Origin of the sequence: Phocaeicola sp. RTP21359st1_B8_RTP21360_211022 (assembly GCF_040911965.1) — a bacterium.
GTDB lineage: Bacteria > Bacteroidota > Bacteroidia > Bacteroidales > Bacteroidaceae > Phocaeicola > Phocaeicola vulgatus.
In genome coordinates this window covers 25883-51492 of sequence record NZ_JBDFXP010000033.1, presented here as the reverse complement: position 1 = coordinate 51492, position 25610 = coordinate 25883, and the positions used below count along the sequence as shown (strand labels likewise).

Below are 25610 nucleotides of genomic sequence, written 5' to 3'. Positions count from 1 at the left end.
CGCATGAAAAACTTTTTAATTGGTTTATTTACATTTATAGGAACAACGGGAATAAGCGCACAAACCCAAAGTATTACCGTTCACTCGCAAACTACAGGAAAAGAAGAAATTATTGATGTTCCTGAAAGTATGCAGTCAGAAATGGACAGTCTTTACTGGGACTGGCAATCTAAGAATCACATCACATTGGGAGAGAACTGCACAATGGCCTCTACCAACCCTGTTGTAAGTGATTCCATCTATATGGATCGTCTGTCACGTATTCCCTCTATCATAGAAATGCCTTACAATGAGGCAGTACGCAAATTCATTGATATGTATGCCGTCCGTCTGCGCAATAAAGTATCCTTTATGCTTGCGGCAACCAATTTTTATATGCCTATCTTTGAAGAAGCACTTGATTTATACGACCTTCCTCAAGAACTGAAATATCTGCCGATTATAGAGTCCGCCTTAAATCCTGTCGCTGTTTCCCGCCAGGGAGCTACCGGCTTGTGGCAGTTTATGCTGGGTACAGGAAAAATATACGGGCTGAAGAACAATAGTCTGATAGACGAAAGACGGGACCCGGTCAAATCAACTTGGGCGGCAGCACGTTACCTGAAAGACCTGTACGACATCTATCAAGACTGGAATCTGGTATTGGCAGCTTACAACTGCGGGCCGGGCACTATCAACAAAGCCATACGCCGTGCCGGAGGAGCCACGGATTATTGGACAATCTACAACTATCTGCCCAAAGAAACCCGTGGGTACGTTCCTGCTTTCATAGCGGCAAACTACATCATGACCTATTATTGCGAACATGGCATCTGTCCCATGGAAACACAGCTTCCCAACGCTACAGACACCATTCACATTAACAAAGACCTCCACTTACAACAAGTGGCAGAAGTATGCAACATCAACCTAGACCAGCTTCGCAGCCTGAACCCCCAATACAAAAAGGATATTATTCCCGGTAACAGCGAGTTGTGCGCACTTCGTCTGCCCAATAACTTTGTCAGTACTTTCATTGACCGCCAAGACAGCGTGTTCGCTTATAAGCCCAATGAATATCTGACCAAAAGAAAAACGGTAGCCATCAAGGAAACAACCAGTAGCAGAAACCGCTCATCCAAGGGAACTCTTTATCATAAAATCAAACAAGGAGACACATTGGGAGGAATTGCTGCCAAATACCACGTATCCATCAGCCAATTACGTAATCTAAACGGTATAAAGGGCAATAATATCAGAGCCGGAAGAAGTTTGCGGATCAGATGATTGATAAAAAATACAGATTTAACACTATACATTTTCTGAAAATACTTGCTTGAATATGTTTTTTGTATATTTTTGCAGTATAGATTATAGGAGGCAAAGATATGACGGATGAAAAGCAGACTCAGGAACAGGCGGATGAGGAAATGATAAACCAAGGGTTTCAGGAACTTTTGGACAGTTATCTAGCGACCAAGCACCGCAAAAAAGTAGAAATCATCACAAAGGCATTCAATTTTGCCAAACAAGCACATAAAGGAGTAAAACGACGCTCGGGTGAACCATACATCATGCATCCCATAGCCGTTGCTAAAATTGTATGTACCGAAATAGGACTGGGATCAACTTCCATTTGTTCGGCTTTACTGCATGATGTGGTTGAAGATACAGACTACACTGTGGAAGACATTGAAAATCTGTTTGGTCCTAAAATCGCACAGATTGTAGATGGCCTGACTAAAATATCCGGCGGCATATTCGGAGACCGGGCTTCCGCACAAGCCGAGAATTTCAAGAAATTGCTACTGACCATGAGTGATGACATCCGGGTTATCCTCATCAAAATAGCCGACCGTCTGCATAATATGCGTACACTTGGCTCCATGCTTCCCAACAAGCAATACAAAATTGCCGGAGAAACCTTATACATCTATGCGCCACTGGCTAACCGCTTGGGGTTAAACAAAATAAAGACAGAACTGGAAGATCTCAGTTTCAAATATGAGCATCCGGAAGAATATGCACAGATAGAATCCAAGCTACAAGAAACACAAGCGGAACGCGAAGAAGTATTCCGTGAATTTACAGCACCTATCCGCGCACAACTGGACAAAATGGGTATCAGCTATCAATTGATAGCACGAGTCAAATCCCCTTATTCCATCTGGAACAAGATGCAGACCAAGCATATCACATTTGAAGAAATATATGATATCCTGGCTGTCCGTATCATCTTCTGTCCCAAAAATCCGGAAGAAGAACTCAACGAGTGCTTTAACATATACGTATCCATATCCAAGATTTATAAACCGCACCCAGACCGCTTGCGCGACTGGGTAAGCCATCCTAAAGCCAACGGCTATCAGGCACTTCACGTAACTCTGATGAGCAACAAAGGCCAATGGATAGAAGTGCAGATACGCAGCGAGCGGATGAATGATGTAGCCGAACAAGGCTTTGCCGCACACTGGAAATATAAAGAAGGCGGAGGCAGTGAGGACGAGGGCGAACTGGAAAAATGGCTGCGTACCATCAAGGAAATTCTGGATGATCCGCAACCGGATGCCATGGACTTTCTGGATACCATCAAACTGAACCTGTTCGCTTCTGAAATATTTGTCTTCACTCCGAAAGGTGAAATCAAAACGATGCCGCAAAACTGTACGGCACTGGATTTTGCATTCTCCATCCATACATTCTTGGGCAGCCATTGCATCGGAGCTAAAGTCAACCACAAGCTGGTGCCCTTGAGCCACAAACTGCAAAGCGGCGACCAGGTGGAGATTCTTACTTCCAAATCACAACATGTACAGCCTTCGTGGATAAACTTTGCCACCACTGCAAAAGCCAAGGCTAAGATACAGGCCATACTGAAACGCGAACAGCGAGGTATGCAGCAGGCCGGTGAGGAAATGTTACGGGAATTCTTCTCCAGGGAGGGAGTAGAGTACACTCCCGAAAACATACGAAAGATCTGTAATCTGCATACCCTCAAGACACAGGAAGAATTGTTTGCAGCCATCGGATTCAAAACAATCATTCTAGGAGAAAACGATAAAAACGAACTGAAAGACAAACCGGTTTCCAGTAACTGGAAAAAGTATATCTCTTTCGCTTTCGGAGGCAGCAAGACAAACAAGGAGAAACCGACAGAAGAGAAGGTTCCCCTACCAAAGATAGACAGCAAGAAAATATTGAAACTGACTCCCGAAGCTATCCAAAAGAACTATGTGATAGCAGAATGCTGCAAGCCTATTCCGGGAGATGACGTTTTGGGATATATAGGCGACAATAATCGTATCATCATCCACAAACGCCAATGTCCGTTGGCTACCAAACTGAAAAGCAGTTATGGCAACCGCTTGTTGGCTGTCCAATGGGAGACTGGAAAGTCCTTGTACTTCCCTGTAAATATCTACATAAAAGGTATTGACCACATCGGTCTGTTAAACAAGGTAACAGAAATCATTTCACAACAATTGAATGTAAATATCCACAAGTTGAATATTGAAAGTAACGATGGTATCTTTGAAGGAAGAATACAGCTATTTGTGCACGATGTGGATGATGTAAAATCCATCACTACCAACCTAAGGAAAATAGATGAGATAAAAACCGTCACCCGTATCGAAAAGTTCGAAGACCAGCCGAATTAACCAATACCAGTTTCACCGCAGATTACACTGATTTGTCCATAACGATTATCTGCAACTCGTTTTTAATCCGTGCAATCTGTGGTGAATATTCTTAAGTCAGGTAATCCAGTTCTTTACGCATACTGACCAATTCCTCACGTATCAGTTTCAATCTGTCCAAAATCTCCGTAGTACGGATAGTGGTTTCCCTGTTCATCTTCAGTTTCTGCTTGGCCCCCTGTAAAGTCATCCCTTTCTCTTTCACCAGATGATAGACCAGCCGGATATTCTCAATATCCTCTTTACGATACTGACGGACATTCCCTCCCGCCTTCTTGGGCGAAATAATAGGAAATTCCTTTTCCCAATAACGCAACAAGGATTCATTTACATCAAACATCTTCGCCACTTCCCCAATGGAATAGTAAAGTTTCAATTCTTTATTCGGATTATAGGCCATGGTAAATTAAAATTAAGAATTAAAAATTCACGGCTAGTCAAATACCTTACCGTGATTGGCTGCAATCTGTATCATCTTGTCATAATCTTCCGCACTCAAATCCATGAAATAATAATTCACAGGATTCTGCACTTTTCCTTTCACGTGCACTTCATAGTGCAAGTGCGGCCCAGTACTCTTGCCCGTATTTCCTACCTCCCCTATCACTTCCCCACGTACCACCTTTTGCCCCGGGCGAACCTTATACTTGCTTAAATGTGCATACCAAGTCACGTACCCGAAACCATGATCCACCTGGATCAGATTTCCATAACCGGTTTCCCATCCCGCCTTTACCACCGTTCCGTCTCCCGTAGCATAAACAGGAGTACCTATATTGGCAGAGAAATCCATTCCCGCATGAAACTTGGCTGTTTTATAAATAGGATCTATACGTACACCGTAACCTGAAGCCGTCTTCTTCAAATTCTTATTGGATACCGGCATTATGGCCGGAATACATTTCAGCATCTCGTCATGATTCTTGCACAAATCCACCACCTCGTCAAAAGACTTGGACTGGATATAAAGCTGCCGGTTCAACATATCCAGCTTCTGAGTGGTATTGATAACCAGATCGGCATTCGCCATATCCCGCAACTGTTCATAGCGGTTTGTCCCCCCATAACCGGCCTTACGGACTGCATCCGATACAGGATCGGCCTGCAACACCACCCGATACAAATTATCATCACGCTGCTGGATATCCTGCATCACCCCCATAGCCTCATCCAGACGATGGGACAACACATTATACTGGGCCAGCAAACGGGTATTCTCTATACGGAGCTCCTTCTCGGACGGAGAACCAAAGATCAATAATAAGATAATGAAACTGCCTGCCCCCAAGCCCATTCCCACAAACAAACGGCGCAAGATGCTTAAGGCACGCTGCCTCACTGTAGGGTAAATGCGGTCATAAGTTCGGGTCTTAGGATTATAAATATAGTAGACTTTACGCATCTAATTCTGCTTTTTGAAGTTTTTAATGCACAACACATCAATATTTTGCACAATTCTTGACGACAAAAATAATAAAACCAATTATCTTTGCAAATCCTTTTTGAGAATATTAACTAGAAGACAATATATTATAAGCGACATGATGACAGCTAAAGAAATTAGAGATTCTTTCAAAAGCTTTTTCGAGTCGAAAGGACACCAGATTGTCCCATCGGCTCCGATGGTCATTAAAGATGACCCCACATTGATGTTCACCAATGCAGGTATGAACCAGTTCAAAGACATTATTCTGGGCAACCACCCGGCCAAATACAAAAGAGTCGCGGACTCACAAAAATGTTTGCGTGTAAGCGGCAAGCACAATGACCTGGAAGAAGTGGGACATGATACCTACCACCATACTATGTTCGAAATGCTGGGCAACTGGTCTTTCGGAGATTACTTCAAGAAAGAAGCTATCGGCTGGGCATGGGAATATCTGGTAGATGTACTGAAGATAGATCCGAAAGATCTGTATGCCACCGTATTCGAAGGAAGTCCCGAAGAAGGACTGGAACGGGACAACGAAGCCGCCTCTTACTGGGAACAGTTCCTGCCGAAAGACCATATCCTCAATGGCAACAAACATGACAACTTCTGGGAAATGGGTGATACAGGTCCCTGCGGCCCGTGTTCCGAAATCCATATCGACTCACGTTCGGAAGAAGAAAAAGCTCAAATCCCCGGCAACCAACTGGTAAATAAGGATCATCCGCAAGTAATCGAGATCTGGAATCTTGTATTCATGCAGTTCAACCGCAAAGCAGACGGTTCACTGGAAGGTCTTCCTGCCAAAGTGATCGATACCGGTATGGGATTCGAACGTTTGGTGCGCACACTGCAAGGCAAGACATCCAACTATGACACTGATGTGTTCCAACCGATACTGAAAGCCATTGCCGAAATGGCAGGAACCACCTATGGTCAAGACAACCAGAAAGATATCGCCATGCGCGTTATAGCCGACCATATCCGTACCATCGCATTCTCAATCACCGACGGCCAGTTGCCCAGCAACGCAAAAGCCGGCTATGTAATCCGCCGTATCCTCCGCCGTGCCGTCCGTTACGGATATACTTTCCTGGGACAGAAACAAGCATTCATGTACAAGCTGCTGCCTGTATTGATTGAGAATATGGGCGAGGCCTATCCGGAGTTGAACGCACAGAAAACACTGATCGAGAAAGTGATCAAAGAAGAAGAAGAATCTTTCCTGCGCACACTGGAAACAGGTATCCGTCTGTTGGACAAGACTATGAACGATGCCAAAGCTGCCGGGAAAAAAGAGATCAGCGGTGTGGATGCCTTTACATTATATGACACTTTCGGTTTCCCCCTCGACCTGACAGAACTGATTCTCCGAGAAAACGGCATGACTGTAAACGAAGAAGAGTTCAACGCCGAAATGCAGAAACAAAAAGAACGCGCCCGTAACGCGGCAGCCGTTGAAACCGGCGACTGGATCACCATAAAGGAAGGTGACACCCACTTTGTAGGTTATGACTTTACCGAATATGAAACCAGCATCCTGCGCTATCGCCAGATCAAGCAGAAAAACCAGACACTGTATCAAATTGTACTGAGCGATACTCCTTTCTATGCCGAAAGTGGTGGTCAGGTAGGTGATACAGGGGTGATCGTAAGCGAATTCGAAACCATTGAAATCATTGACACCAAGAAGGAAAACAACCTTCCTATCCATATCACCAAAAAACTGCCCGAACACCTTGACGTTCCGATGATGGCTTGTGTAGATACAGAAAAACGTGCCGCCTGTGCCGCCAACCACTCTTGTACTCACTTGCTGGACGAAGCGTTGCGCCAGGTATTAGGAACTCACGTAGAACAAAAAGGTTCTTTGGTAACCCCTGAGTCATTACGTTTCGACTTCTCTCACTTCCAGAAAGTGACTGACGAGCAACTTCGTGAAGTGGAACATTTGGTAAATGCCAAAATCCGTGAGAACATCCCTTTGACGGAATACCGCAATCTTCCTATCGAAAAGGCAAAAGAACTGGGTGCTATTGCTTTGTTCGGTGAAAAATACGGTGATGAGGTACGTGTTGTCCAATTCGGAAACTCTATTGAATTCTGTGGAGGTACCCACGTTCCGGCTACAGGCAAGATCGGTATGGTCCGTATTATCAGCGAAAGCTCTGTTGCTGCCGGTGTGCGCCGTATCGAAGCTATCACGGGTGCCAAAGTAGAGGAATTGATGGATACGGTCCAAGATACGCTGAATGACTTGAAGGCATTGTTCAACAATGCCCCCGATCTGAAAGTCGCCATCCGCAAGTATATTGACGAAAATGCAGGATTGAAGAAGCAGGTGGAAGAGTTCATGAAAGAAAAGGGCGCCGCACTGAAAGCCAGACTGGTAGAGAATGCCAAAGAAATAAATGGTGTGAAAGTGGTGAAAGCCATCATTCCGATGTCTGCCGACGTAGTGAAAGATATTGCCTTCCAGCTGAAAGGTGAGATTCCTGCCAATCTGTTCGTTGTAATAGGTAGTGTGGACAACAACAAACCGATGCTGACTGTCATGATTAGCGAAGACTTGGTAAAAGCCGGACAGAATGCAGGCAAACTGGTCCGTGAAGCAGCCAAACTGATTCAAGGCGGCGGCGGTGGTCAGCCCCACTTCGCAACGGCAGGCGGTAAGAATCCCGACGGTCTGAATGCGGCTGTTGATAAAGTGATAGAGCTGGCTGCATTGTAATCTATTCGAATTTCGTCCATATTTCGTATATATCAAAACTCCGCCATCTGGTCTGAAAGCCGATGGCGGAGTTTTTTTATCTGGTTTACTAAGCCTTTTCTTCTTTATGGATAAGGGAAATAAAAAGGAAGATTTCTATCTCCCAAGCCTTTGGAGTTATCTCCATAACCTTTGGAGTTAACTCCATAAGCTTGGGAGTTAACTCCAAAGGTTATGGAGATAGAATACAAACGTTCAAAAAGGCTTAGCCATAAAGAAAAAAACATTAACCAAACGGTTGAAAACATATCATCAGTCATTAACACCTCACTGACTGCCCGCTCATTCCGTCTGCTCCTTCGGCCAGTTCACTAGATACAGAATTTCCGTAGCACGGGTGAAAGCCGTATACAGCCAACGGAAATAATCCGGAGTCAACATATCCTCCGTCATATAACCCTGATCCAAAAAGACCCGTTTCCACTGGCCACCCTGCGCTTTGTGACAAGTAACGGCATACGCATATTTCACCTGCAAGGCATTGTAATGAGGATCGGCTTTCATTTTCTTCATCCGCTCACGTTTCACTGTTATATCAGCATAATCCTCCAATACCGAATAAAACAACTTGTCATTCAATTCTTTAGGCAGTGCGGGTGTTTCAGTATGCAAGGTATCCAACAAAAGTTTCACCTCCAGTTCCATACCATCATAGTCGGGGAACGCCAGCACCACATCGGCAAAACGAAAGCCGTATGCCTCACGCACCCGACGGACACGGCGAACCACAGCTATATCTCCATTGGCTATAAAATCAATCTCCTTACAACCCTCCGTCCAAAAATAGTTATTCTTCGCCACCATCAGCAGGTCACCGCTGTTCAGCTCATCCTCCCGAAACAGAATCGTATTCCTAATTCCCTTATTATAAATATTCGCCCGTTTATTGGAACGGCAGACCACAATCGTTTCGTCCATACCTGCCTGACCGTAACAATCATTGATTACCTCAATCAGCTCACTACCAGAAACCATCCGGATATCCGGAAACCCTTCCACACGGACAGAAGGCAAAGTGAGAAAATTTTCCTCGGATATGTAGCGGCGCAATTCTGTCGCATTCCAAAGAATCCCCGAATCATGCATCTGACGAACCACCTCAGTGAGCTGCGCCTCATATACTTCCATGCCATACCCGCGTAACTTATCGGCCGAAAGAGCCGGACTCTCCTCCTCTCCCACCGGAGGAAGCTGCGCCGTATCTCCTATCAGCATCAGACGGCAACCTGTTCCGGCATATACATATTGAATCAAGTCGTCCAGCAAACGCCCTGTACCAAAGACCGCCCCCGCCAATCCGTCATTAGCGATCATCGACGCCTCATCCACAATAAACAAAGTATGCTGATGCAGGTTATCATCCAAAGAAAAGTTGTCCAGGTCATTTGAAAAGTTGCGCTGGCGGTAAATCTTCTTATGGATAGTATAAGCCGGATGCTGTGCATAATGTGAAAAGACTTTAGCCGCCCTTCCCGTCGGAGCAAGCAGAACACACTTTTGCTGTAACTGGTCCAAGGTCTTCACCAATGCTCCGATAAGGGATGTTTTACCCGTACCGGCATATCCCTTTAAGAGAAAAACCGAGTCCGATTGGCGGGAAAAGAGAAAATCTGCTAAAAATTTAACAGCTTTTTCTTGTTCTAAAGTTGGTTTATATAGAAAATTTCCCTTAATTTGCTGCACTAAATAACTATTAATCATAATTGCGTAATAAAAAGTTCCTTGAACTGTGCGTTATTAGATTTATTTGTTTTATTTTTGCGATGCGAATATAAACTAAAAAAAACACATATTTATCATGAAAACAGTTATTAATATTGTATTGGCTGCTTGCGTTATCGGTTTGATATACGTTTGCTACGGCAGTATCATGGGACCGATCAACTTCGATGACGCTAAAAAGACTAGAGAGAAACAAGTTATTGCACGCTTAATTGACATCCGTAAGGCACAGTTGGAATACCGTAACCTGCACAATGGACGATATACTGCAAGCTTCGACACCTTGATTGATTTCGTCAAAACTGCAAAACTTCCGTTTGTAAAGAAAGAAGGAGTTTTGTCTGATACACAACTGGAAGCCGGTATGACTGAAAAGAAAGCGATGGCAATCATCAACAAAGCCAAAAAGACCGGTAACTGGAAAGAAGTTGAAAAAGAAGGTTTGATGAACTTCAAACGTGATACTTTATGGGTTGCCGTAACAGATACAATCTATGCTCCGGGCTTCAATGCAGACTCTTTGAGATATGTTCCCTTCGGAAACGGCGTACAATTTGAGATGGTTACCCGCAGCGATACTACCAAATCGGGTGCTCCTTTGAACTTGTTCCAAGCTCAAACTCCGTATGAAACATATTTGGGCGGCTTGAATACTCAAGAATTGGCTAACCTTAAAGACCTTCAGACCAAATTGGGTAAATATTGCGGTTTAAGAGTGGGTGATATCGAACAGCCTAACAATAACGCAGGTAACTGGGAATAAGAATGACTGAACGTATCGATTTTACAAAATCGGAACAATATACATTATCCATCCGCCTCAGTGCGGATGGATTTTCTTTTTCTATCTATAACCCACTGACAGATAATGATTTCTGCTTTGTTCCGCATCCGGTCAACACCGGATATTCCATGACGGCCAATCTGAAAGATATGCTGACTAAAACAGAAGCGCTGAAGTATCCGTATAAACGGGTTAACATCTTGTATGACTCCCCCCGTTTCACCCCTGTTCCTTTGGAATTATTCGAAGACGAACAGATGGATACAATTTTCTATCATAATTTTCCTAAAGCTAAAGGAAATAACGAGATTGTACTTTGCAATGTCCTGGGAAGAAGCAATGTGGTAATACTTTTTGCTATGGACAAACATACCCATTTGTTACTGACTGAACATTTTCCTACAGCTCGTTTCTTCTCCACCGCCAGCCCGCTGACTGAATATTTCGCCCGGAAAAGCAGGTTGGGTAACAGCCGGAAACTATATACATACATACGCGAGCAACAAATGGAAGTTTTTTGTTTTGATAAGGGCAACTTATTACTGATCAACTCATTTCCATGCAAACAAACCACAGACCGTGTGTATTACCTATTATATGTATGGCAACAATTAAATTATAGTCAGGAAAGAGACGAGCTGCACTTGACAGGAATATTAGAGGACAAAGAAGAATTACTGAAAGAGTTGCGCAATTATCTGCGCCAGGTATTCGTCATCAGCCCCAAAGCGGAATTCAACCGCTCCGAGATAAGTAAAATAGAAGAGATACCTTTTGACATGCAAACCTTATTATTATGCGAGTAATCAGCGGTATATACAAACGGCGCCGTTTCGATGTGCCTCATACATTCAAGGCACGTCCGACAACGGATTTCGCCAAAGAGAACCTTTTCAATGTATTAAGTAACAATTATTTTGACTTCGAGGACGGAGTTACAGCCTTGGACCTTTTCGCCGGTACGGGCAGCATCAGTATAGAACTGGTTTCACGCGGTTGTGACCGGGTTATTTCAGTAGAAAAAGATCCCCAGCACCTTTCTTTCATCTCACAGGTGATGCGTGAAGTGAAGACTGACAAATGTTTTCCTATCCGTGCTGATGTCTTTAGATTTATAGACAAATGCAGCGAGCAATTTGATTTCATCTTCGCCGACCCTCCATACGCCTTGAAAGAGTTGGAAAGCATCCCCACCCGTATTTTCGAAAGCGGGATTTTAAAGGAAGACGGATTACTGGTACTGGAACATGGCAAAGAGAATCATTTTGAGGATGACCCCCATTTTATTGAGCGCCGTGCATATGGCAGTGTGAACTTCTCTTTCTTCAAAGCAACGGTGCCAGCAACCGGACAATAGATTCTTGTGCTTTTTGATACCAAGGACGCTTTATCCATGTTTTTCTCTGCAACAGGATGGCGTCCTTCTGGTCTTGCAGGAAAATACCTTTCAACAGCAATGCTGAGGACGGATCATACATAAAGGCATTCACCTCAAAATTATGCTCAAAGCTACGGAAGTCCATATTTGTAGAACCTACCGTAGAAAGAGTATCATCACTGACCATCAGCTTGGAATGCAAAAAACCTTTCTGATAAAGGTAAATCCTGACACCCGCACGCATGATATCATCCAAATAAGATAACGAACCTAAATGTGTTATCCATGTATCGGCACGTGCCGGTATCATAATGCGAACATCCACGCCTGCCAAAGCTGCCGTTTTCAATGCCATCAGAATAGGTTCGGTAGGCAACAGGTAAGGTGTTTGTATATAAAAATACTTTCGGGAGCTGCTGATAGCTATCAGTAGCCCTTGCATAATATCCCGCCATTCGCCTACAGGATCGGAAGTGACAATCTGTATCAGAGCCTTTCCAAAGATTCCGACTTCGGGGAAATAACGGGAGGAAGTGATAAGGGTACGGTCTACTACATACCAATCGGTCAAAAAAGCAGTCTGTAACCCATATACCGCTTTTCCTTCTATTTTAATGTGAGTATCCCGCCATATCCCCCATGGAAAGCCTTTCATATAGCGCAAAGCAATGTTCATCCCTCCCGTATAAGCCACACGACCGTCGATTACTACTATTTTACGGTGATTACGATAATTTACCTTACTGGTAAATAAAGGAAAACGGACTTTCAAAAAACTGCGTGCCTCAATACCTGCTCCCCGCATTTCATCAAAAAAAGCATGGGGAACTTTCCAGCAGCCCACATCGTCATATAGTAAACGCACTTCTACTCCCTGCCGCGCTTTATCTATCAACAAATCGCGCAGCAACCTGCCTGCCGGATCATCCTCAAAAATATAAAACTGCAAATGGATGTGATGCTTTGCCTTACTGATTTCTTTCATCAATGAATACAGCATGGAATAACCATCCGTAAAAACTTCCGTCGCATTTCCTTCAAAGGGCAAAGCATTATTCACTTTCCGGAAAAAACGCATCAACTGGTGCTGTTCATCAGGACACTTAAACGCCTTTTGCGCCTGGTATTCTGCCATGGGACGTTTTATGAGACGGGTGAACCCTTTCTTGCTGATCAATTTCTCCTTACGTGTGCTTCTGCCGAAAAAGAAATAGAACACAAGCCCCACAATGGGCAGGAAAAAGAGCACAAGTACCCATGCCATTGTTTTAACGGGATTACGATTATCAAGTATCACTATAAAGATAGTTCCGATGATAATCACAAAATAAAGCACGTTAAAAGCAACAGCAAAGATTTCATTAAAGATACTCCACTCTACCATATAATTCCAGTAATTTACTTATAAGCAAACTTATAAAAAAAATCCCAACCTATAACAATATAGATTGGGAAAAGATTAAGATATAGTTTCATTTAAAAAGGACGCCGGCCATGTCTTCCCGGACCGGGACCAAAACCGGGACCGCCGAATCCCCTATGGCTATTCATCATCTTGTCACGGGCGGCTTTACTTCCAAAAATATTCAGACGATAGATAAAATGTACCATACAATAACTGTTGATACTGTTGTATTCGGTAACCGAACGTACATCCGCAGTCAAAGAACGGCTGATATTGCTCTGTTGTTTTAAGATGTCGTACATTTCAAAACTAACAGTTGCAGCTCCTTTCAATAGACTTTGTGCTATTTGGGCATTCCAAATCAGTTCATTATTGTTCAAACTGGCATCATCATATCCTCTACGGGACTGGTTGGTGATATTAGTAGACAATGTCATCTGCCATGGTAAAGTGACATTGGTACTCGCTCCATATGAGAATGTATATGGATTCTGGTTCTTTTCAGGACGCAGCTTGCTACGTTCCGCTGTATACTCAATAGAACCATTCAATGAAAATTCAAACCAGTCATTCCGATAGGACCCATTCAGATTCTCCGCCAAAGTCAAACCGGTAGTCGTATTCTTATCATCATGCAATGTTTCCTTATTGTATAAGAACGCTACCTGATTCCGGTAGCTCACACGAGAAAAAGAATTTATAGTAAACTTTTTATTCTTCAAAGCCGAATTAAAACCGAACAATCCAAACGCATTCCAGTTTCCATTGATATTCTGAGGAGTTGAAGTAGTACCACCCGTATTCTCATCATATACCGTACTATTACTGATACTATTCTGAGTAGCAGTGAAATTTACATGAGTCATTATGCCACGCTGCTTCTCGGCATTATAAGTGTTATAAAACAAACGCATGGTATGGGCAAACGAAGGCTTCAAACCTGGATTACCCACACGGATATTCAACGGATTGGAATTATCGACAATCGGCAACAGGTTTTCCATACTAGGCTGGCTACTACGCCCACGATAAGTGATACGCAACTGACTTACTTTGGAGAAGCGATAACGAAAATCCAGATTCGGAGCAAAATTAAATACCGTTCTTGTGGTATCAGTCATGTAATCTCCCTTCTTATAGGACAATTTCGTATTTTGAGGCTGTAAGGACATGCCGGCACTCAACTGATATTTCTCCCGGATAAATCGTAGTCCCAAAGAAATATCATGATTAAAGTATTTATATTCAGCATCCTTACTCAAGCTATCCACATAAGCAGTTTCATAGTTTTCGGGTAATCCGTCATTTATATCCCAAGGATACCCCAAATCGTATGTCGATTTATCACTCTTGCTATTCTTATATTGGAATCTATAACTAAATTGCAGGAAAGTAGCCCGTGCTATAGGTTCGCTATAAGTAAACTGTGCTGTATAATTATAATTTTTAGTAGGCATCGTAATGTATTGATTACGATGTTCTATAGAATCCCCTCCTAAATAGTTCTTTATCTGATAATAACGGGTTTCCGATTGAGCATACTGATCGCTGTCATCATCTCCATATCCAAATGAACCACGGAATGTAATGTTACGTCCCTCATTATTCAGTTTCCGGTTCAGCTGCAATGTTGCATTAGCCGACAAACTATTTGATTTGGACAGATTATGTTCATTGGTAGCATTAATACGAGTATCCCTTAACGGATCATCAGACCCTATATTGTCAAAGTTCAAATAATCATTGGGATTTACCACATACTGATAAGGATCCTCATTAAAAGTACCTGACTCTGCAACTGAAGCTCCCCTTGTCTTATCATAAGAAACATTCGGCCGGAAAATAATATTGGTCATTGAATCGGGACGCCATTCCATACGGAAATCTGCCTTGAAACCTGTTTCCTTATTACTATTGGCTTTGTTTGAATTGGAATAAGAATCCCCCGACTGCAAAAAACGCTGTGAAGATCCGACTGTTACTACATCTGCATCACGATAGTTGTAACGCATACTACCTCCCAATTCCAGTTTTTCTGTTTCTGTAGCAAAATTCGCTCCTAGCATTTTAGTCGCGTTCAATCCATTGTTACGCCTCCAACGAGGTCCTCCCCCCGAAAATCCCTGATCATTCACATTATTGGCGGAACCAATAATAGAAACCTGAGTTTTATCATAAAAACGGTTAATCATAGCTCTTCCTGTATAACGGTCTTCCGTTCCGGCGCCTAAATCCACGTTTCCAAACCAGCCTTGATTCATCCCCTTCTTCACCGTCAAATCGAGCACTGTTTCCTCCTCACCATCATCAATACCCGTAATGCGTGCCAAATCGGATTTCTTATCATAGGTTTTCAGTTTTTCCACCATATCGACTGGCAAGTTCTTCAAACCGGTCTTCACATCACCGCCAAAAAACTCTTTGCCATCTACCATAAGTTTCTTGATTTCCTTGCCGTTCATCTTTATGTTTCCGTCTTCATCTATTTCTGCTCCCGGAAGTTTTTTCACCAATTCTTCCAACATCGCCCCCTCAGGAGTACGATAAGCAGAAGCGTTATAGCCAATAGTATCTTCTGAAATGGTTACCTGCGGAGCCTCGGCTACAATAACCGCCTCACCCAACATGATAGCATCGGTGGGTAAAGTGACTGTTCCAATATTAACACTCGGTTTACCAGCTGTCAGCTGCAAAGATTTTTCCTGAGTAAGGTAACCTACAAATGAAATTTTAAGTACATATTTCCCCGGACGGGCAGCAATAGAGAATACTCCGTTGTTATTGGTAACATTTCCTACCACCATTGTACTATCGGGTAGAGAAAGTAACTGTACGGTAGCTTGTCCAACCGGGCTTTTATCATCACCATCAATCACAGATCCCGTCACGGTTATGCGCTTGCCACTTTGCGCCCAAGAGAGAGTTGCACAGGTACATACCAGTAACAACAATAATACTAACTTCTTCATTTTTTCTTTTTCCTTGAAATTTTAATGCCTAATGTCCTTTGGACACTCTTGTCGACAAAAGGTTTAACGGAAAAATGTATTTATTTCTTAAACAATCGGTCAACCCGGCTTTTTTGTACACCAAATTCCAGACAAATAACATTAAAAACCATATAAACTATAGCAATGGAATTATCCGCTTCTTCCAGATTTCCATTATATACTCCTCTGACCAACATTACAATATAATAAATGCCCAACAAATAAATAGCATAACAAATAGCCTTGATACGTATTCGGGAAATCTTCTCATTCTCATCCTTCACTTTTGCCAAGAAGATCATAAACAAAGAAAACCAGATAAGTAACTTGATAGAAGCCTTTGTAAACAACAGGTTACTATCGTTTATCATGCCAAACATAAACATGAACAACGGTACGAAAACAGACAACAACAGAACAACATATCCCATCGTCCTACAATAAACCGGTAAAATTCCTTTCATTATTTTATATTTTAACGTACAAAAGTAATTATTTGTAAGCAAAGAACGGTCATCTTTTTGCTTTTTTACCTAAATTTGCAGGCAAATAATAGAAAATATGAGTAAACAAGAAGTTATTATCTGCCATAACTTAGAAGAAAATCTCAATAAGGCAATAAACCAATGCCCACATGACAAATTATTTGTCTTGGCTGACGAACATACACGTGAACTTTGCATTCCTGTTGTATCAGAATTTGATTGTATTAAAAATGCCCATTTTATTTATATAGGGGCTGAAGATGTGCACAAAAACTTGGAAACACTGGCATATGTATGGAAAGAGTTGGGAGATAAAGGTGCAAGCCGTCATTCGCTACTTATCAATTTAGGTGGAGGGATGGTTACAGATTTAGGAGGATTCGCCGCATCAACTTTCAAACGAGGGATCAAATATATTAATATTCCTACCACACTGCTGGCTATGGTTGATGCATCTGTAGGAGGCAAGACCGGAATCAATTTCAACGGATTAAAGAATGAGATCGGAGTCTTCTCTCCTGCCGAAAGTGTATTGATTGACGCTAATTTTCTAAAATCACTGGATATTCGCAATCTATTGTCCGGATACGCTGAAATGTTGAAACATGGTCTTATCAGCACCCATGATCATTGGATAGAATTGTTGAAATTTGACTTCAACAATATAGATTACAAGGTCTTACAGACTTTAGTCGGAAAATCTGTACAGATTAAAGAAGATATAGTGGAACAGGATCCTTTTGAAAGAGGAATCCGCAAAGCTTTAAATCTGGGACACACCGTAGGGCATGCTTTTGAAAGTCTGGCATTAGAAACACAGCATCCGATATTACATGGTTACGCTGTGGCATGGGGAATAGTTTGTGAACTTTATTTCTCCCATATCAAAACTGGTTTTCCTAAAGACAAGCTACGTCAGACCATCCTGTTCGTCAAAGAACATTATGGAGTTATGCCTTTTAATTGCAAACAATATGAACGCCTCTATGAATTCATGAAACATGATAAGAAAAACTCAGCAGGCATTATCAATTTCACCCTATTAACTGAAATAGGAAATATACAGATTAATCAATCGGCAAGTAAAGACGAAATTTTTGAAATGCTGGATTTTTATCATGAATCCATGGGTTGCTGATCTCCCTTCAAACAGATGGAAAGGATTGTACAAACTTTCCATCTGTCCGATACAATAAAAACATCTTTTATTTATTCCCAATTATAATCGATCAAACTTTTAACAATCAAGCAATTAGAGTATTTATAATACATTAGTTAAAAAACAGACCAATCATTTAAAAAAGACAAATATAAAGCACCTTTTTTCCGTAAAATTGTTCCTAAATACCATTGATCAACTTTTCAATGCTTCAGAAACCCTATTTTTGCATTATATAATTGGTTGGTATAAATGTTATATAAGGAATTTGAAAAGAATAGAGAAGATATATTAGAGAATGAATTTTGCATGCAATCTAATGCATCAACATTGCCCATTACAGATTGCCCTTCTTATACCCCTATATGTACTATTGGAATCTGTATACAAGGAAATGCTAAAATAAGAATGGATTCTCAAGAATATACTATACACCCACATGATGTTTTTGTCTTTATGCCGGGACTGCTAGTCTCAGTCATAGAGACAAGTCCTCATTTCACAACAAACTATTTTACACTTTCAAACACATTTTTCTATGATGTAATAAAAACTATCAGGAGTTTTTCTCCTCAATTTTTCTCTTACATGAAATCTCGTTTCCTTTATCCCTTGCCGGAACAAGAGATGCAGTATTTCATGAATTATTATACGTTACTGAAGAGTCGGATCAAACTTCCCAAAAGTTTTTCCAGAGAAGCAATTATAGCTCTGCTAAGAATTATATTCCTAGATTTATATAACGATTTTGAAAATTACATCAATCATAGAAATAATACAAGTACAACACGTAAAGAAGATTTAACGCATAGATTCTATACGCTAATGATGGACAACTACAGAGAGCATAAAGAGGTTATCTTTTATGCCGACAAACTTCATGTTTCTTCCAAATATCTGTCTGAAGTAGTTAAAGAAACCAGTGGAAAATCTCCTAAGGACTGGATTATAGATTATTCATTACTGGAGATAAAAGAATTATTGAAAAACAGTTCTCTTAATATTCAGGAAATAACAATCAGAACTAAGTTCCTGAACCAGTCTGCTTTAGGTCGTTTTTTTAAAAGACACACCAATATGTCTCCCTCTGAATATAGGGAATCGACTTATTAGTTTCATCAATACCTTGCATAAAAAGATGCACTTTTAATGTAAAAAAGTACAGAGAATATTTGCAAATACCAAAAAAAGCCGTACCTTTGCATCCGCAATTCGGGGTGTAGCTCAGCCCGGTTAGAGTACGCGTCTGGGGGGCCCAAAAGATTTATTATAAAACATTTAACATAAAACACTAATATAGAAAGAGTTAAACAACAAAGTTTAGCTCTTTTTTCTTTTTCATCTACAACTATCCTAAAACTTTCATTACAATTTAATGCAAATAGATGCAAATCAATCATCAACATATTCATTTTTTTAAAACTTATTGTTATTGCCTAAAGATAGACCATAGTCCTATTTTAGACAACAAATTTCGACAACATTTATTCAATGTATCAGTAATGTCACCTCTTTCATTATTCATTCACTATTTTTTTAAACAACTTATCTCTTAATTTAGCCTTCTAATATCTTTTCTATCCCAATAAGTGAAGTGAGTCAGCCTTTGCTTTTTCTATAATTTCGTCCATAAATTATTGTTCAATATTTATATTTGTTGTATCTTTAGGTTGTGATAGAGAGTCGGGAGAGAAAGTTGATAACGTCACACCCTTCTCTAAAGAATATTGCAAGGGACTACTGCTATTCACCTCTTTCTTAAAAGCAGTTTCTTCGGAGACTACTTTTCTTAATTTATCTTCTTCTTTTCGAGAAGCATCATAAGACGTTAACACCCAAAGTTTATTTCTAAAATTATCGTTTTCATCATAAAAACAAGCACAGACCATTCCAATACCAATATCATTCTCCTATAAACATTTTCCATCTATCCCTTAAACGCCATATCATCTTTAACAAAATAGAAATCTCTATATAACAAAAAATGCTACTTGATAAGACATCAAATAGCATTTATACTTTTCACAATATATCAAATTCATTCCTTTTTTTCATCCGTTTCCGAATTTAAGCTGTTTAAAATTAGTCTTACAGACTCTGTTTTTAACTTCTCTACTTCTTCTTTAGAAGGTTCACTAACAACTATTGATATTGATTCTCCATCTTCTTCCCATCTAGGATGTATAAACCATTCGCGCCTAGCATCTATAAATTCCTTAACAATTCTTCGCAAATCATCATCCAATAAAGAAAGAACCTTGCTGCGTATTCCATAGGGAATTCTATATCTATAAAAAGCTTCTGCAATCCCTCCTGTTATACAAGCCAGTGTATCACTGTCACCACCCAATGAAACAGCCAACCTTATGGCATCCTCAAAACTCCGACTCTCTAAAAAAGCAATAAGAGCTTCGGGAACTGTACCTTGACAGCTTTCATCAAATTTATAATCACAACGAATATCATCGCAACAGCGATTCAAATCATAGCCAAAATTATCTGTGATAAAACTGCGGATATATTCTTTTGATTTACCTTTTCTTGCCAAATAAATAGCCGATGCCGTAGCCTGAGCTCCTTTGATTCCTTCAGGGTGATTATGAGTAACCACAGCTGTCTCTTCCGCCACGTTTATTGTTTCTTCCAAAGAATCAAAATACCATCCCACAGGACTAACACGCATTGCCGAACCATTTCCCCAACTATTATAAGGCTTAGGATTCTTTTCATGCAGCCATTTGTCGAAACGAGCACCATATCCACCCATAGGAAAAGGATATTTAGAACCATAATACTGCATCACTCTCACCAAATCACCTCCATGAAGCAACCAATCAGCCACAGCTATCGTCATAATCGAATCATCAGTATAGAAAGATTCTTTACTGAACAAAGGAAAATCTTTCGTCTTTATATTATTAAACTCATATACAGAGCCTATAATATCACCTGCAAGCGCGCCTATCATATTAATAAAAAATCAATTCATTAAACAAGAAACATAATATCACACAAGACAAATATACAAGAATACTGTATATAGAACAACTAAATTTACCCTCCACCATTTCCCACTTTCCATCCTTCCATTTCCTAAAATCCACTCTCTCTGCCAAAAACGTATAGCCACTTTAGGAATAAACCTCATTTATTTGCCATACGACATGAACAAGATCTCCATAAATTCTACATTTAAAATTATCCCTCATCATTTTTTTTCTGTAGAAAGTTCACCATTTTCTACAAATGTACCCAAAATTTCCCACTTATTCTGATACTCTATAATATCTTTCTTGAATATATCAATAGGACCACCATTAAATTCCTTTCTTCTCTCAACAACAATATGGCTAGGAACAATATAAAAATCAGGATGAACAGATAAATCACTAAACTTATTATTATAAATTACAAAAACATAATAATGATTATCCTTATCCACTGCATTCCCTACAGGAATAGCATTTCCCTTACGTACAGACTTCACATCAACAGAAATCCAACTTCCGTCATCCTTAGTAATCCTTATGTCAATACTCTTTTCATTACCCAAAGTCAAATATGCTTTTGCACCCAAACGATACAACATAGACAAAACCAAATGCTCACTCGCAATTCCAGTCTGATAACCACTACTCTTCTTTTCCATAATCAATATATTTGTATACTATTATTTACTAAAACCAGTATTAAACACGCTGTTTATCGCTGATTCATTCCATTAATATACAAATATATTTAATAAATTATTCCTATCAAAACATTTATTACATAATTTTTTCTAAGTAAAAGAAATAGGAAAAGGAAACACCAAGTTTTTTTCTAATGAACATTGATAGAAAATCTCACAAGCATTAAATTAAACTACTGAAAAGCCTGTTTAATTACGTTTTATTCCATTTCCTACAAAAAAGTGATTATTTACCTATCTTGCGTCTGTTTCTTTGTTAAAACTACATTTTAAACCCTTAAAGAACGATCAGCCATTCTATTCAATAACTCCCAACGATATGGAGAAACGTTTTCCACAGACTTTTTCATTTCCTCATAAAAAACACTCACCTTATTAGTCAATTCATCTATAATAGAAATAAAGTTTTCCTTATCCAGTAGTAATTTCTCTGCTTCTTTCATAACCTCCTTTATATCATATTTATTTTTACTATTGATTTTTCCTTGTGCAAATTCCCTATCCAAAACTTCATATAGATTAAATTGACCCATTACTAAAGCAACACAAGAACGCTGAAACTCTTTCTTGCCACCAAACCTGAGTAAATCAACTTCCGATACAAATCCTTTCTGTATAATCATGTAGCCATCATACCATTTTTGCAATACTCGCAAATAGAAAACAGGACTATACAAGTCAGCCCCTCTTACTACACCGCCAAAAATCGATGTAACTTTTTTGAAACGAAACTCATATCGCAGCACGTTTATTTTTTTTAAACATTCTAAATTCTCAACCTCCCTATTCTTTTTCATCTCCGTCTTTTTATCATAAAAGCAAAGCTGCGAATCATACTTGTCAAAATACAAAGTTTCTTGTTTTATATTAGAACGAAAATAACCATCGCTATGAAGCAGACAATCCCAATATACCCAAGGAACATTAACCATAGAAAAACAGATACCAATATCAATCCTATTGATTACAGCCTGTCGCATAGGAACATTCAACTCATTACTCAATTTATTTATCGATTTTCTGACATCCCATACAGACAAACACTCTGCATAATTATAACCCTTGAAATATTTAAGCAAACTACCTTGCACTATCAAAGTAGTATTTCGCACTTCAATCTTCATATTCTTCAAAAAACCTACCACTCTATTTGAAGAAGTAGACTTTATCGATATCCTACACGGAATCTCTTCTAAAAAGCAAATCGCATTATCCAATTCACTTTCTTTTATTACAAATTTTATTGTATCATACATAAAAGTATCCTCTTCCTTTATTATTAATATAATAATATTATTTCACTTATTATTATAAACTCAATCCTGAGATTCCAAAAACTCATCAATAGTCCCTATACGATGGCGCAACATCCAATTTAGAATCTCAGAACGTCTAAAACGCAGGAAGGACCTTTTGTTCAGAGTGGATTTATAAAAAGGAATTTCGTGATTAGAAGTCTTTTTATAAATCGTGCTGCGAGAAAGACTTGTTATTTTACAGACTTCGTCTATACCAATAATATCAGACACTATCATGATGCTTTCTGAAACACCTGAATTTATTCTCATGCCTTTTTCCTTACTTGATTCTGCTGTAGAAACAGCTTTTTTTCTTTTTATCATATCTTTTTTTTAAAATTATGATGCAAAGAAAGGGCACTACAATTAATTTTTCAAATTCATGTTGCGACACAAAGCAAAAACAAAATCGATATATACATCTGAATATCAAACATATATATCGATTTAAAAAAGCGCATTTAATTCAAGGAAGTTATTTTAAGACAGTATACGAGCTATTTCCCTCCGATAATCATCATAAGCCGTGGCTCTATGATGGCTGGCTATTTTCAAATCACCACCATCTTTATCCGCAAAAAACAAGTTAACCAATGAAGCAGAAAATTGTTTAGTCAACTCTTCGACAGCAACTCTCAATAGAGCCTTTGCACCTGTTCTAGAGGTATTCACTTTTATTTTATGCGTTACATCAGAAGCTTCAGATTTAAATATCTTAAAAAAATTACTGAATTCATCTTTGTTACAAAACAGAGATTTAGAACAAAGATATTCATAAACAAGTTTCAATTGCTCCTCCGAATAACAGGAATACATGGGAGAATTGCCGGTTCGTTTAAGACAATCCTTTAATAAACATGAGTAATTATGAAGATTTATATTTTCCAAATATAACAAATCAATCAATAGATGCGCGGCATAATTCCAATCCTGCTGAATACGTATTCCAATTCCACTCTCCTTTTCATATCCCAGCGAATTTATCTTATTACGGATATCGTCTAAAGTGACAGACAACCTGTTCAAGGCATAATAACCTCTCCTAAAAGCCTCTATATTATCACCCTCATTTATTATGCCGTATTTTTCATATTGATTTTCAATAAGTTCATTTATCCGAAAATATTCTTTTTCAAGCGAAGACTTATCATAGCCGACAACATTACGGATGTGTTTCTCCAATTCGGCAGCATCAATAATATCTTTAGTCATCATCAATTTCGCGATAAAATTTTCATATTTTTTCTTTCTCATAATTTTAATTCTTTATTATTATATAATGATTTCAATGTAACTTTCTCTATTTCAGCATCTCCAAAACTATCCAAATAAGTGTTTGTCGTGCTCAAGTCCTTATGACCCATCACCTGACCAATCATTTCACGGGGAACGCCACTGCTCTGTAAAGTCATTGCCATAGAGTGCCTGCTGACGTAACTTGTTAATTTCTCTTGAAAACACAATTCTTCTCCTATTTCTCTCAGTCTCTCATTATACCTGCCCAATCTGCTGCGAAGATGATTGTACAGCTTCTCACCGACATAATCCTTGGAAACAAAAGGCAACAAATAATCACTTACCAACAAGGTATTATCTCGAAACCACTGAAGCAGCAGGCACAATTCATTTGTCAAAGGGATTCTGATGAATCTCGCGTTTTTACTATGCTCCGTCTTATGACGCTTATAGACAAGGTATTTTCCTCCTCCTTCCGATTTTATATTATCACGCTTCAAATATGCCATATCAATGAAGCTCATTCCATAACAAAAATAGGAAAACAGGAAAAGCCGCCTTGCCACTTCTCTAGGCTTATTCGCAAACACAGTATTCATCAGCTTGTCCAAGTACTCCTGTGAAAGATACCTTTTACGGGTTTCTTCCTCCAAAGCAGAGATACAGAAACCGTCTTTCCCGAAAGGATAAGAATTACCTGAATATTCCTTTGTTTTGATGGCACGGTTCAATATAGCACTCAAGGTTTTCATATCATGTTTACGGGTATTACCGCTCCATCCTCTCTTCTCCATGAATTGATTATAGGAATTCACATACTTTATATCTATCTCCTGAAAACAGAGCACATGAAGTTTCTTATCAAACAGCTTCAGATTATAAAGGAGCCTCTCCCACACGTGTGCATTACCTATATGTCCTGTGGCTTTCATCTCCTCTATGCAGAGAACTGCAAAATCAAGAAACTTACCCTGCTTACTCTTATATAAAAAAGCATCAGCAAACTGATTCAAAGTCCAGTCTATTTTATCATGCTCAAAATCAAGTTCAACATTCTGAACACGTGCCAATAATTGGACTAATCGCGCATTATACTCCTTGTAATTAGGACAGACACGCTTGTCACAACGGAAACGCTCACTTTTTTCGTCCCATTCTTCTTTCTTGCCATAAAGACCTAAAGAGATATACTTATGCTTCATGTTTTTTGTTATCCGCAACGAGACAGGATAACTTCCATTCTTTCTTTTATTTGCCGAATGAAGCAATAATTTGAATGTTGCCATATCAAACTAATTATAAATTAATAAATCAAGTGCAAAAATAAAAAGACCACAGTACAAACATCTTATAAATGATTCATAAAAAAAAAGTTAAAAAAAATAGCAACTCCACGAATTCCAAAAACTTCCATTTCTCTAACATATTCCTAAAACTTTAGAAATAACTTAATGCAAATAAAGGAAATCTAATACCATTACAGCCATCAACTATTCCACTGAGCAACAGAAACTTATAAATAAAGCCAATTAAAAAACGTTTTTTTTTGAGCAAAAAAGCGCCTGAAAATTTTGCAAATTCCCCGT

General features: G+C 39.6%; 21 protein-coding genes. 8 read left to right on the top strand and 13 right to left on the bottom strand.

What is annotated here, in order from left to right:
• The first annotated feature begins 3 nt into the window (after positions 1-3).
• Both AB5062_RS16085 and AB5062_RS16080 read left to right on the top strand, forming a co-directional pair.
• On the top strand, positions 4-1266 hold the full coding sequence (locus AB5062_RS16085) for a lytic transglycosylase domain-containing protein (RefSeq protein WP_005845800.1): 1263 nt from the start codon (positions 4-6) through the stop codon (positions 1264-1266).
• A gap of 101 nt (positions 1267-1367) precedes the next feature.
• On the top strand, positions 1368-3638 hold the full coding sequence (locus tag AB5062_RS16080) for a bifunctional (p)ppGpp synthetase/guanosine-3',5'-bis(diphosphate) 3'-pyrophosphohydrolase (RefSeq protein ID WP_005845799.1): 2271 nt from the start codon (positions 1368-1370) through the stop codon (positions 3636-3638).
• A gap of 91 nt (positions 3639-3729) precedes the next feature.
• Here AB5062_RS16080 and AB5062_RS16075 read toward each other — a convergent pair whose 3' ends face one another.
• Together AB5062_RS16075 and AB5062_RS16070 are read right to left on the bottom strand one after the other, a co-directional pair.
• Positions 3730-4077, bottom strand: coding sequence for a MerR family transcriptional regulator (locus tag AB5062_RS16075; protein WP_005845797.1), 348 nt, complete (start codon positions 4075-4077; stop codon positions 3730-3732).
• 33 nt (positions 4078-4110) lie between these two features.
• Entirely contained in the window at positions 4111-5079 is a 969-nt protein-coding gene (locus AB5062_RS16070) for a M23 family metallopeptidase (RefSeq protein ID WP_005845796.1), read from the bottom strand.
• A gap of 139 nt (positions 5080-5218) precedes the next feature.
• Here AB5062_RS16070 and alaS point away from each other — a divergent pair, with 139 nt between their 5' ends.
• Positions 5219-7837 carry an alanine--tRNA ligase gene (gene alaS, locus AB5062_RS16065; protein ID WP_005845795.1) on the top strand — a complete coding sequence of 873 codons (2619 nt, stop codon included), beginning with the start codon at positions 5219-5221 and terminating at the stop codon, positions 7835-7837.
• Positions 7838-8158: 321 nt separating this feature from the next.
• Here alaS and AB5062_RS16060 read toward each other — a convergent pair whose 3' ends face one another.
• Complete coding sequence (locus AB5062_RS16060) at positions 8159-9577, bottom strand: ATP-dependent RecD-like DNA helicase (RefSeq protein WP_005849066.1); 1419 nt, start codon at positions 9575-9577, stop codon at positions 8159-8161.
• 97 nt (positions 9578-9674) lie between these two features.
• On the opposite strand from AB5062_RS16060, the gene AB5062_RS16055 reads away from it, so the two are divergent.
• The 3 genes from AB5062_RS16055 to AB5062_RS16045 are packed head-to-tail and all read left to right on the top strand — an operon-like array spanning position 9675 to position 11739.
• A complete protein-coding gene (locus tag AB5062_RS16055) occupies positions 9675-10361 on the top strand; it encodes a hypothetical protein (protein ID WP_005845793.1) in 687 nt (228 codons plus the stop codon).
• A gap of 2 nt (positions 10362-10363) precedes the next feature.
• A complete protein-coding gene (locus AB5062_RS16050) occupies positions 10364-11188 on the top strand; it encodes a DUF3822 family protein (RefSeq protein WP_022508866.1) in 825 nt (274 codons plus the stop codon).
• Entirely contained in the window at positions 11179-11739 is a 561-nt protein-coding gene (locus AB5062_RS16045; RefSeq protein ID WP_005845790.1) for an RsmD family RNA methyltransferase, read from the top strand. The genes AB5062_RS16050 and AB5062_RS16045 overlap by 10 nt, the downstream gene beginning before the upstream one ends.
• Here the strand turns inward: AB5062_RS16045 and cls are convergent.
• The 3 genes from cls to AB5062_RS16030 form a co-directional block, all read right to left on the bottom strand.
• Positions 11708-13144, bottom strand: a complete 1437-nt coding sequence (cls, locus tag AB5062_RS16040) for a cardiolipin synthase (protein ID WP_005849070.1) — start codon at positions 13142-13144, stop codon at positions 11708-11710. The two genes, AB5062_RS16045 and cls, sit on opposite strands and share 32 nt — an antisense overlap.
• A 92-nt stretch (positions 13145-13236) precedes the next feature.
• Positions 13237-16134 (bottom strand): TonB-dependent receptor, encoded by a 2898-nt coding sequence (locus tag AB5062_RS16035; RefSeq protein ID WP_057249455.1) that lies wholly within the window; start codon positions 16132-16134, stop codon positions 13237-13239.
• A gap of 80 nt (positions 16135-16214) precedes the next feature.
• Complete coding sequence (locus AB5062_RS16030) at positions 16215-16619, bottom strand: hypothetical protein (protein WP_005849075.1); 405 nt, start codon at positions 16617-16619, stop codon at positions 16215-16217.
• Positions 16620-16716: 97 nt separating this feature from the next.
• Here AB5062_RS16030 and aroB point away from each other — a divergent pair, with 97 nt between their 5' ends.
• Complete coding sequence (gene aroB / locus AB5062_RS16025) at positions 16717-17778, top strand: 3-dehydroquinate synthase (protein WP_057249454.1); 1062 nt, start codon at positions 16717-16719, stop codon at positions 17776-17778.
• Positions 17779-18051: 273 nt separating this feature from the next.
• Positions 18052-18912 (top strand): helix-turn-helix transcriptional regulator, encoded by an 861-nt coding sequence (locus AB5062_RS16020; protein WP_005849077.1) that lies wholly within the window; start codon positions 18052-18054, stop codon positions 18910-18912.
• Between the two features lie 521 nt (positions 18913-19433).
• Here the strand turns inward: AB5062_RS16020 and AB5062_RS16015 are convergent.
• From AB5062_RS16015 to AB5062_RS15985, 7 genes are all read right to left on the bottom strand, one after another.
• Positions 19434-19688 (bottom strand): hypothetical protein, encoded by a 255-nt coding sequence (locus AB5062_RS16015; RefSeq protein WP_016270920.1) that lies wholly within the window; start codon positions 19686-19688, stop codon positions 19434-19436.
• A 149-nt stretch (positions 19689-19837) separates the two neighbouring features.
• The gene (locus tag AB5062_RS16010) at positions 19838-20767 is read right to left on the bottom strand and encodes an ADP-ribosylglycohydrolase family protein (RefSeq protein WP_032945827.1); all 930 of its coding nucleotides are present in this window, start codon (positions 20765-20767) and stop codon (positions 19838-19840) included.
• Positions 20768-21007: 240 nt separating this feature from the next.
• On the bottom strand, positions 21008-21448 hold the full coding sequence (locus AB5062_RS16005) for a hypothetical protein (protein ID WP_008669352.1): 441 nt from the start codon (positions 21446-21448) through the stop codon (positions 21008-21010).
• Positions 21449-21759: 311 nt separating this feature from the next.
• On the bottom strand, positions 21760-22746 hold the full coding sequence (locus tag AB5062_RS16000) for a phage/plasmid replication protein (RefSeq protein WP_008669353.1): 987 nt from the start codon (positions 22744-22746) through the stop codon (positions 21760-21762).
• A 60-nt stretch (positions 22747-22806) separates the two neighbouring features.
• The gene (locus AB5062_RS15995) at positions 22807-23112 is read right to left on the bottom strand and encodes an AlpA family transcriptional regulator (RefSeq protein ID WP_008669354.1); all 306 of its coding nucleotides are present in this window, start codon (positions 23110-23112) and stop codon (positions 22807-22809) included.
• Between the two features lie 156 nt (positions 23113-23268).
• The gene (locus AB5062_RS15990) at positions 23269-24042 is read right to left on the bottom strand and encodes a hypothetical protein (protein ID WP_032945828.1); all 774 of its coding nucleotides are present in this window, start codon (positions 24040-24042) and stop codon (positions 23269-23271) included.
• A complete protein-coding gene (locus AB5062_RS15985; RefSeq protein ID WP_008669356.1) occupies positions 24039-25310 on the bottom strand; it encodes a site-specific integrase in 1272 nt (423 codons plus the stop codon). The genes AB5062_RS15990 and AB5062_RS15985 overlap by 4 nt, the downstream gene beginning before the upstream one ends.
• Positions 25311-25610 lie beyond the last annotated feature (300 nt).

What these genes read in the sequence shown, in the direction of transcription:
- AB5062_RS16085 (WP_005845800.1), top strand. Translation starts at nt 4, where the DNA reads ATGAAAAACTTTTTAATTGGTTTATTTACATTTATAGGAACAACGGGA.
- AB5062_RS16035 (WP_057249455.1), bottom strand. Translation starts at nt 16,134, where the DNA reads ATGAAGAAGTTAGTATTATTGTTGTTACTGGTATGTACCTGTGCAACT.
- AB5062_RS16005 (WP_008669352.1), bottom strand. Translation starts at nt 21,448, where the DNA reads ATGGAAAAGAAGAGTAGTGGTTATCAGACTGGAATTGCGAGTGAGCAT.
- cls (WP_005849070.1), bottom strand. Translation starts at nt 13,144, where the DNA reads ATGGTAGAGTGGAGTATCTTTAATGAAATCTTTGCTGTTGCTTTTAAC.
- alaS (WP_005845795.1), top strand. Translation starts at nt 5,219, where the DNA reads ATGATGACAGCTAAAGAAATTAGAGATTCTTTCAAAAGCTTTTTCGAG.
- AB5062_RS16075 (WP_005845797.1), bottom strand. Translation starts at nt 4,077, where the DNA reads ATGGCCTATAATCCGAATAAAGAATTGAAACTTTACTATTCCATTGGG.
- AB5062_RS16000 (WP_008669353.1), bottom strand. Translation starts at nt 22,746, where the DNA reads ATGTATGATACAATAAAATTTGTAATAAAAGAAAGTGAATTGGATAAT.
- AB5062_RS16015 (WP_016270920.1), bottom strand. Translation starts at nt 19,688, where the DNA reads ATGGTCTGTGCTTGTTTTTATGATGAAAACGATAATTTTAGAAATAAA.
- AB5062_RS16070 (WP_005845796.1), bottom strand. Translation starts at nt 5,079, where the DNA reads ATGCGTAAAGTCTACTATATTTATAATCCTAAGACCCGAACTTATGAC.
- AB5062_RS16010 (WP_032945827.1), bottom strand. Translation starts at nt 20,767, where the DNA reads ATGATAGGCGCGCTTGCAGGTGATATTATAGGCTCTGTATATGAGTTT.
- AB5062_RS16030 (WP_005849075.1), bottom strand. Translation starts at nt 16,619, where the DNA reads ATGAAAGGAATTTTACCGGTTTATTGTAGGACGATGGGATATGTTGTT.
- AB5062_RS15990 (WP_032945828.1), bottom strand. Translation starts at nt 24,042, where the DNA reads ATGAGAAAGAAAAAATATGAAAATTTTATCGCGAAATTGATGATGACT.
- aroB (WP_057249454.1), top strand. Translation starts at nt 16,717, where the DNA reads ATGAGTAAACAAGAAGTTATTATCTGCCATAACTTAGAAGAAAATCTC.
- AB5062_RS16020 (WP_005849077.1), top strand. Translation starts at nt 18,052, where the DNA reads ATGTTATATAAGGAATTTGAAAAGAATAGAGAAGATATATTAGAGAAT.
- AB5062_RS16080 (WP_005845799.1), top strand. Translation starts at nt 1,368, where the DNA reads ATGACGGATGAAAAGCAGACTCAGGAACAGGCGGATGAGGAAATGATA.
- AB5062_RS15985 (WP_008669356.1), bottom strand. Translation starts at nt 25,310, where the DNA reads ATGGCAACATTCAAATTATTGCTTCATTCGGCAAATAAAAGAAAGAAT.
- AB5062_RS16055 (WP_005845793.1), top strand. Translation starts at nt 9,675, where the DNA reads ATGAAAACAGTTATTAATATTGTATTGGCTGCTTGCGTTATCGGTTTG.
- AB5062_RS16050 (WP_022508866.1), top strand. Translation starts at nt 10,364, where the DNA reads ATGACTGAACGTATCGATTTTACAAAATCGGAACAATATACATTATCC.
- AB5062_RS15995 (WP_008669354.1), bottom strand. Translation starts at nt 23,112, where the DNA reads ATGATAAAAAGAAAAAAAGCTGTTTCTACAGCAGAATCAAGTAAGGAA.
- AB5062_RS16045 (WP_005845790.1), top strand. Translation starts at nt 11,179, where the DNA reads ATGCGAGTAATCAGCGGTATATACAAACGGCGCCGTTTCGATGTGCCT.
- AB5062_RS16060 (WP_005849066.1), bottom strand. Translation starts at nt 9,577, where the DNA reads ATGATTAATAGTTATTTAGTGCAGCAAATTAAGGGAAATTTTCTATAT.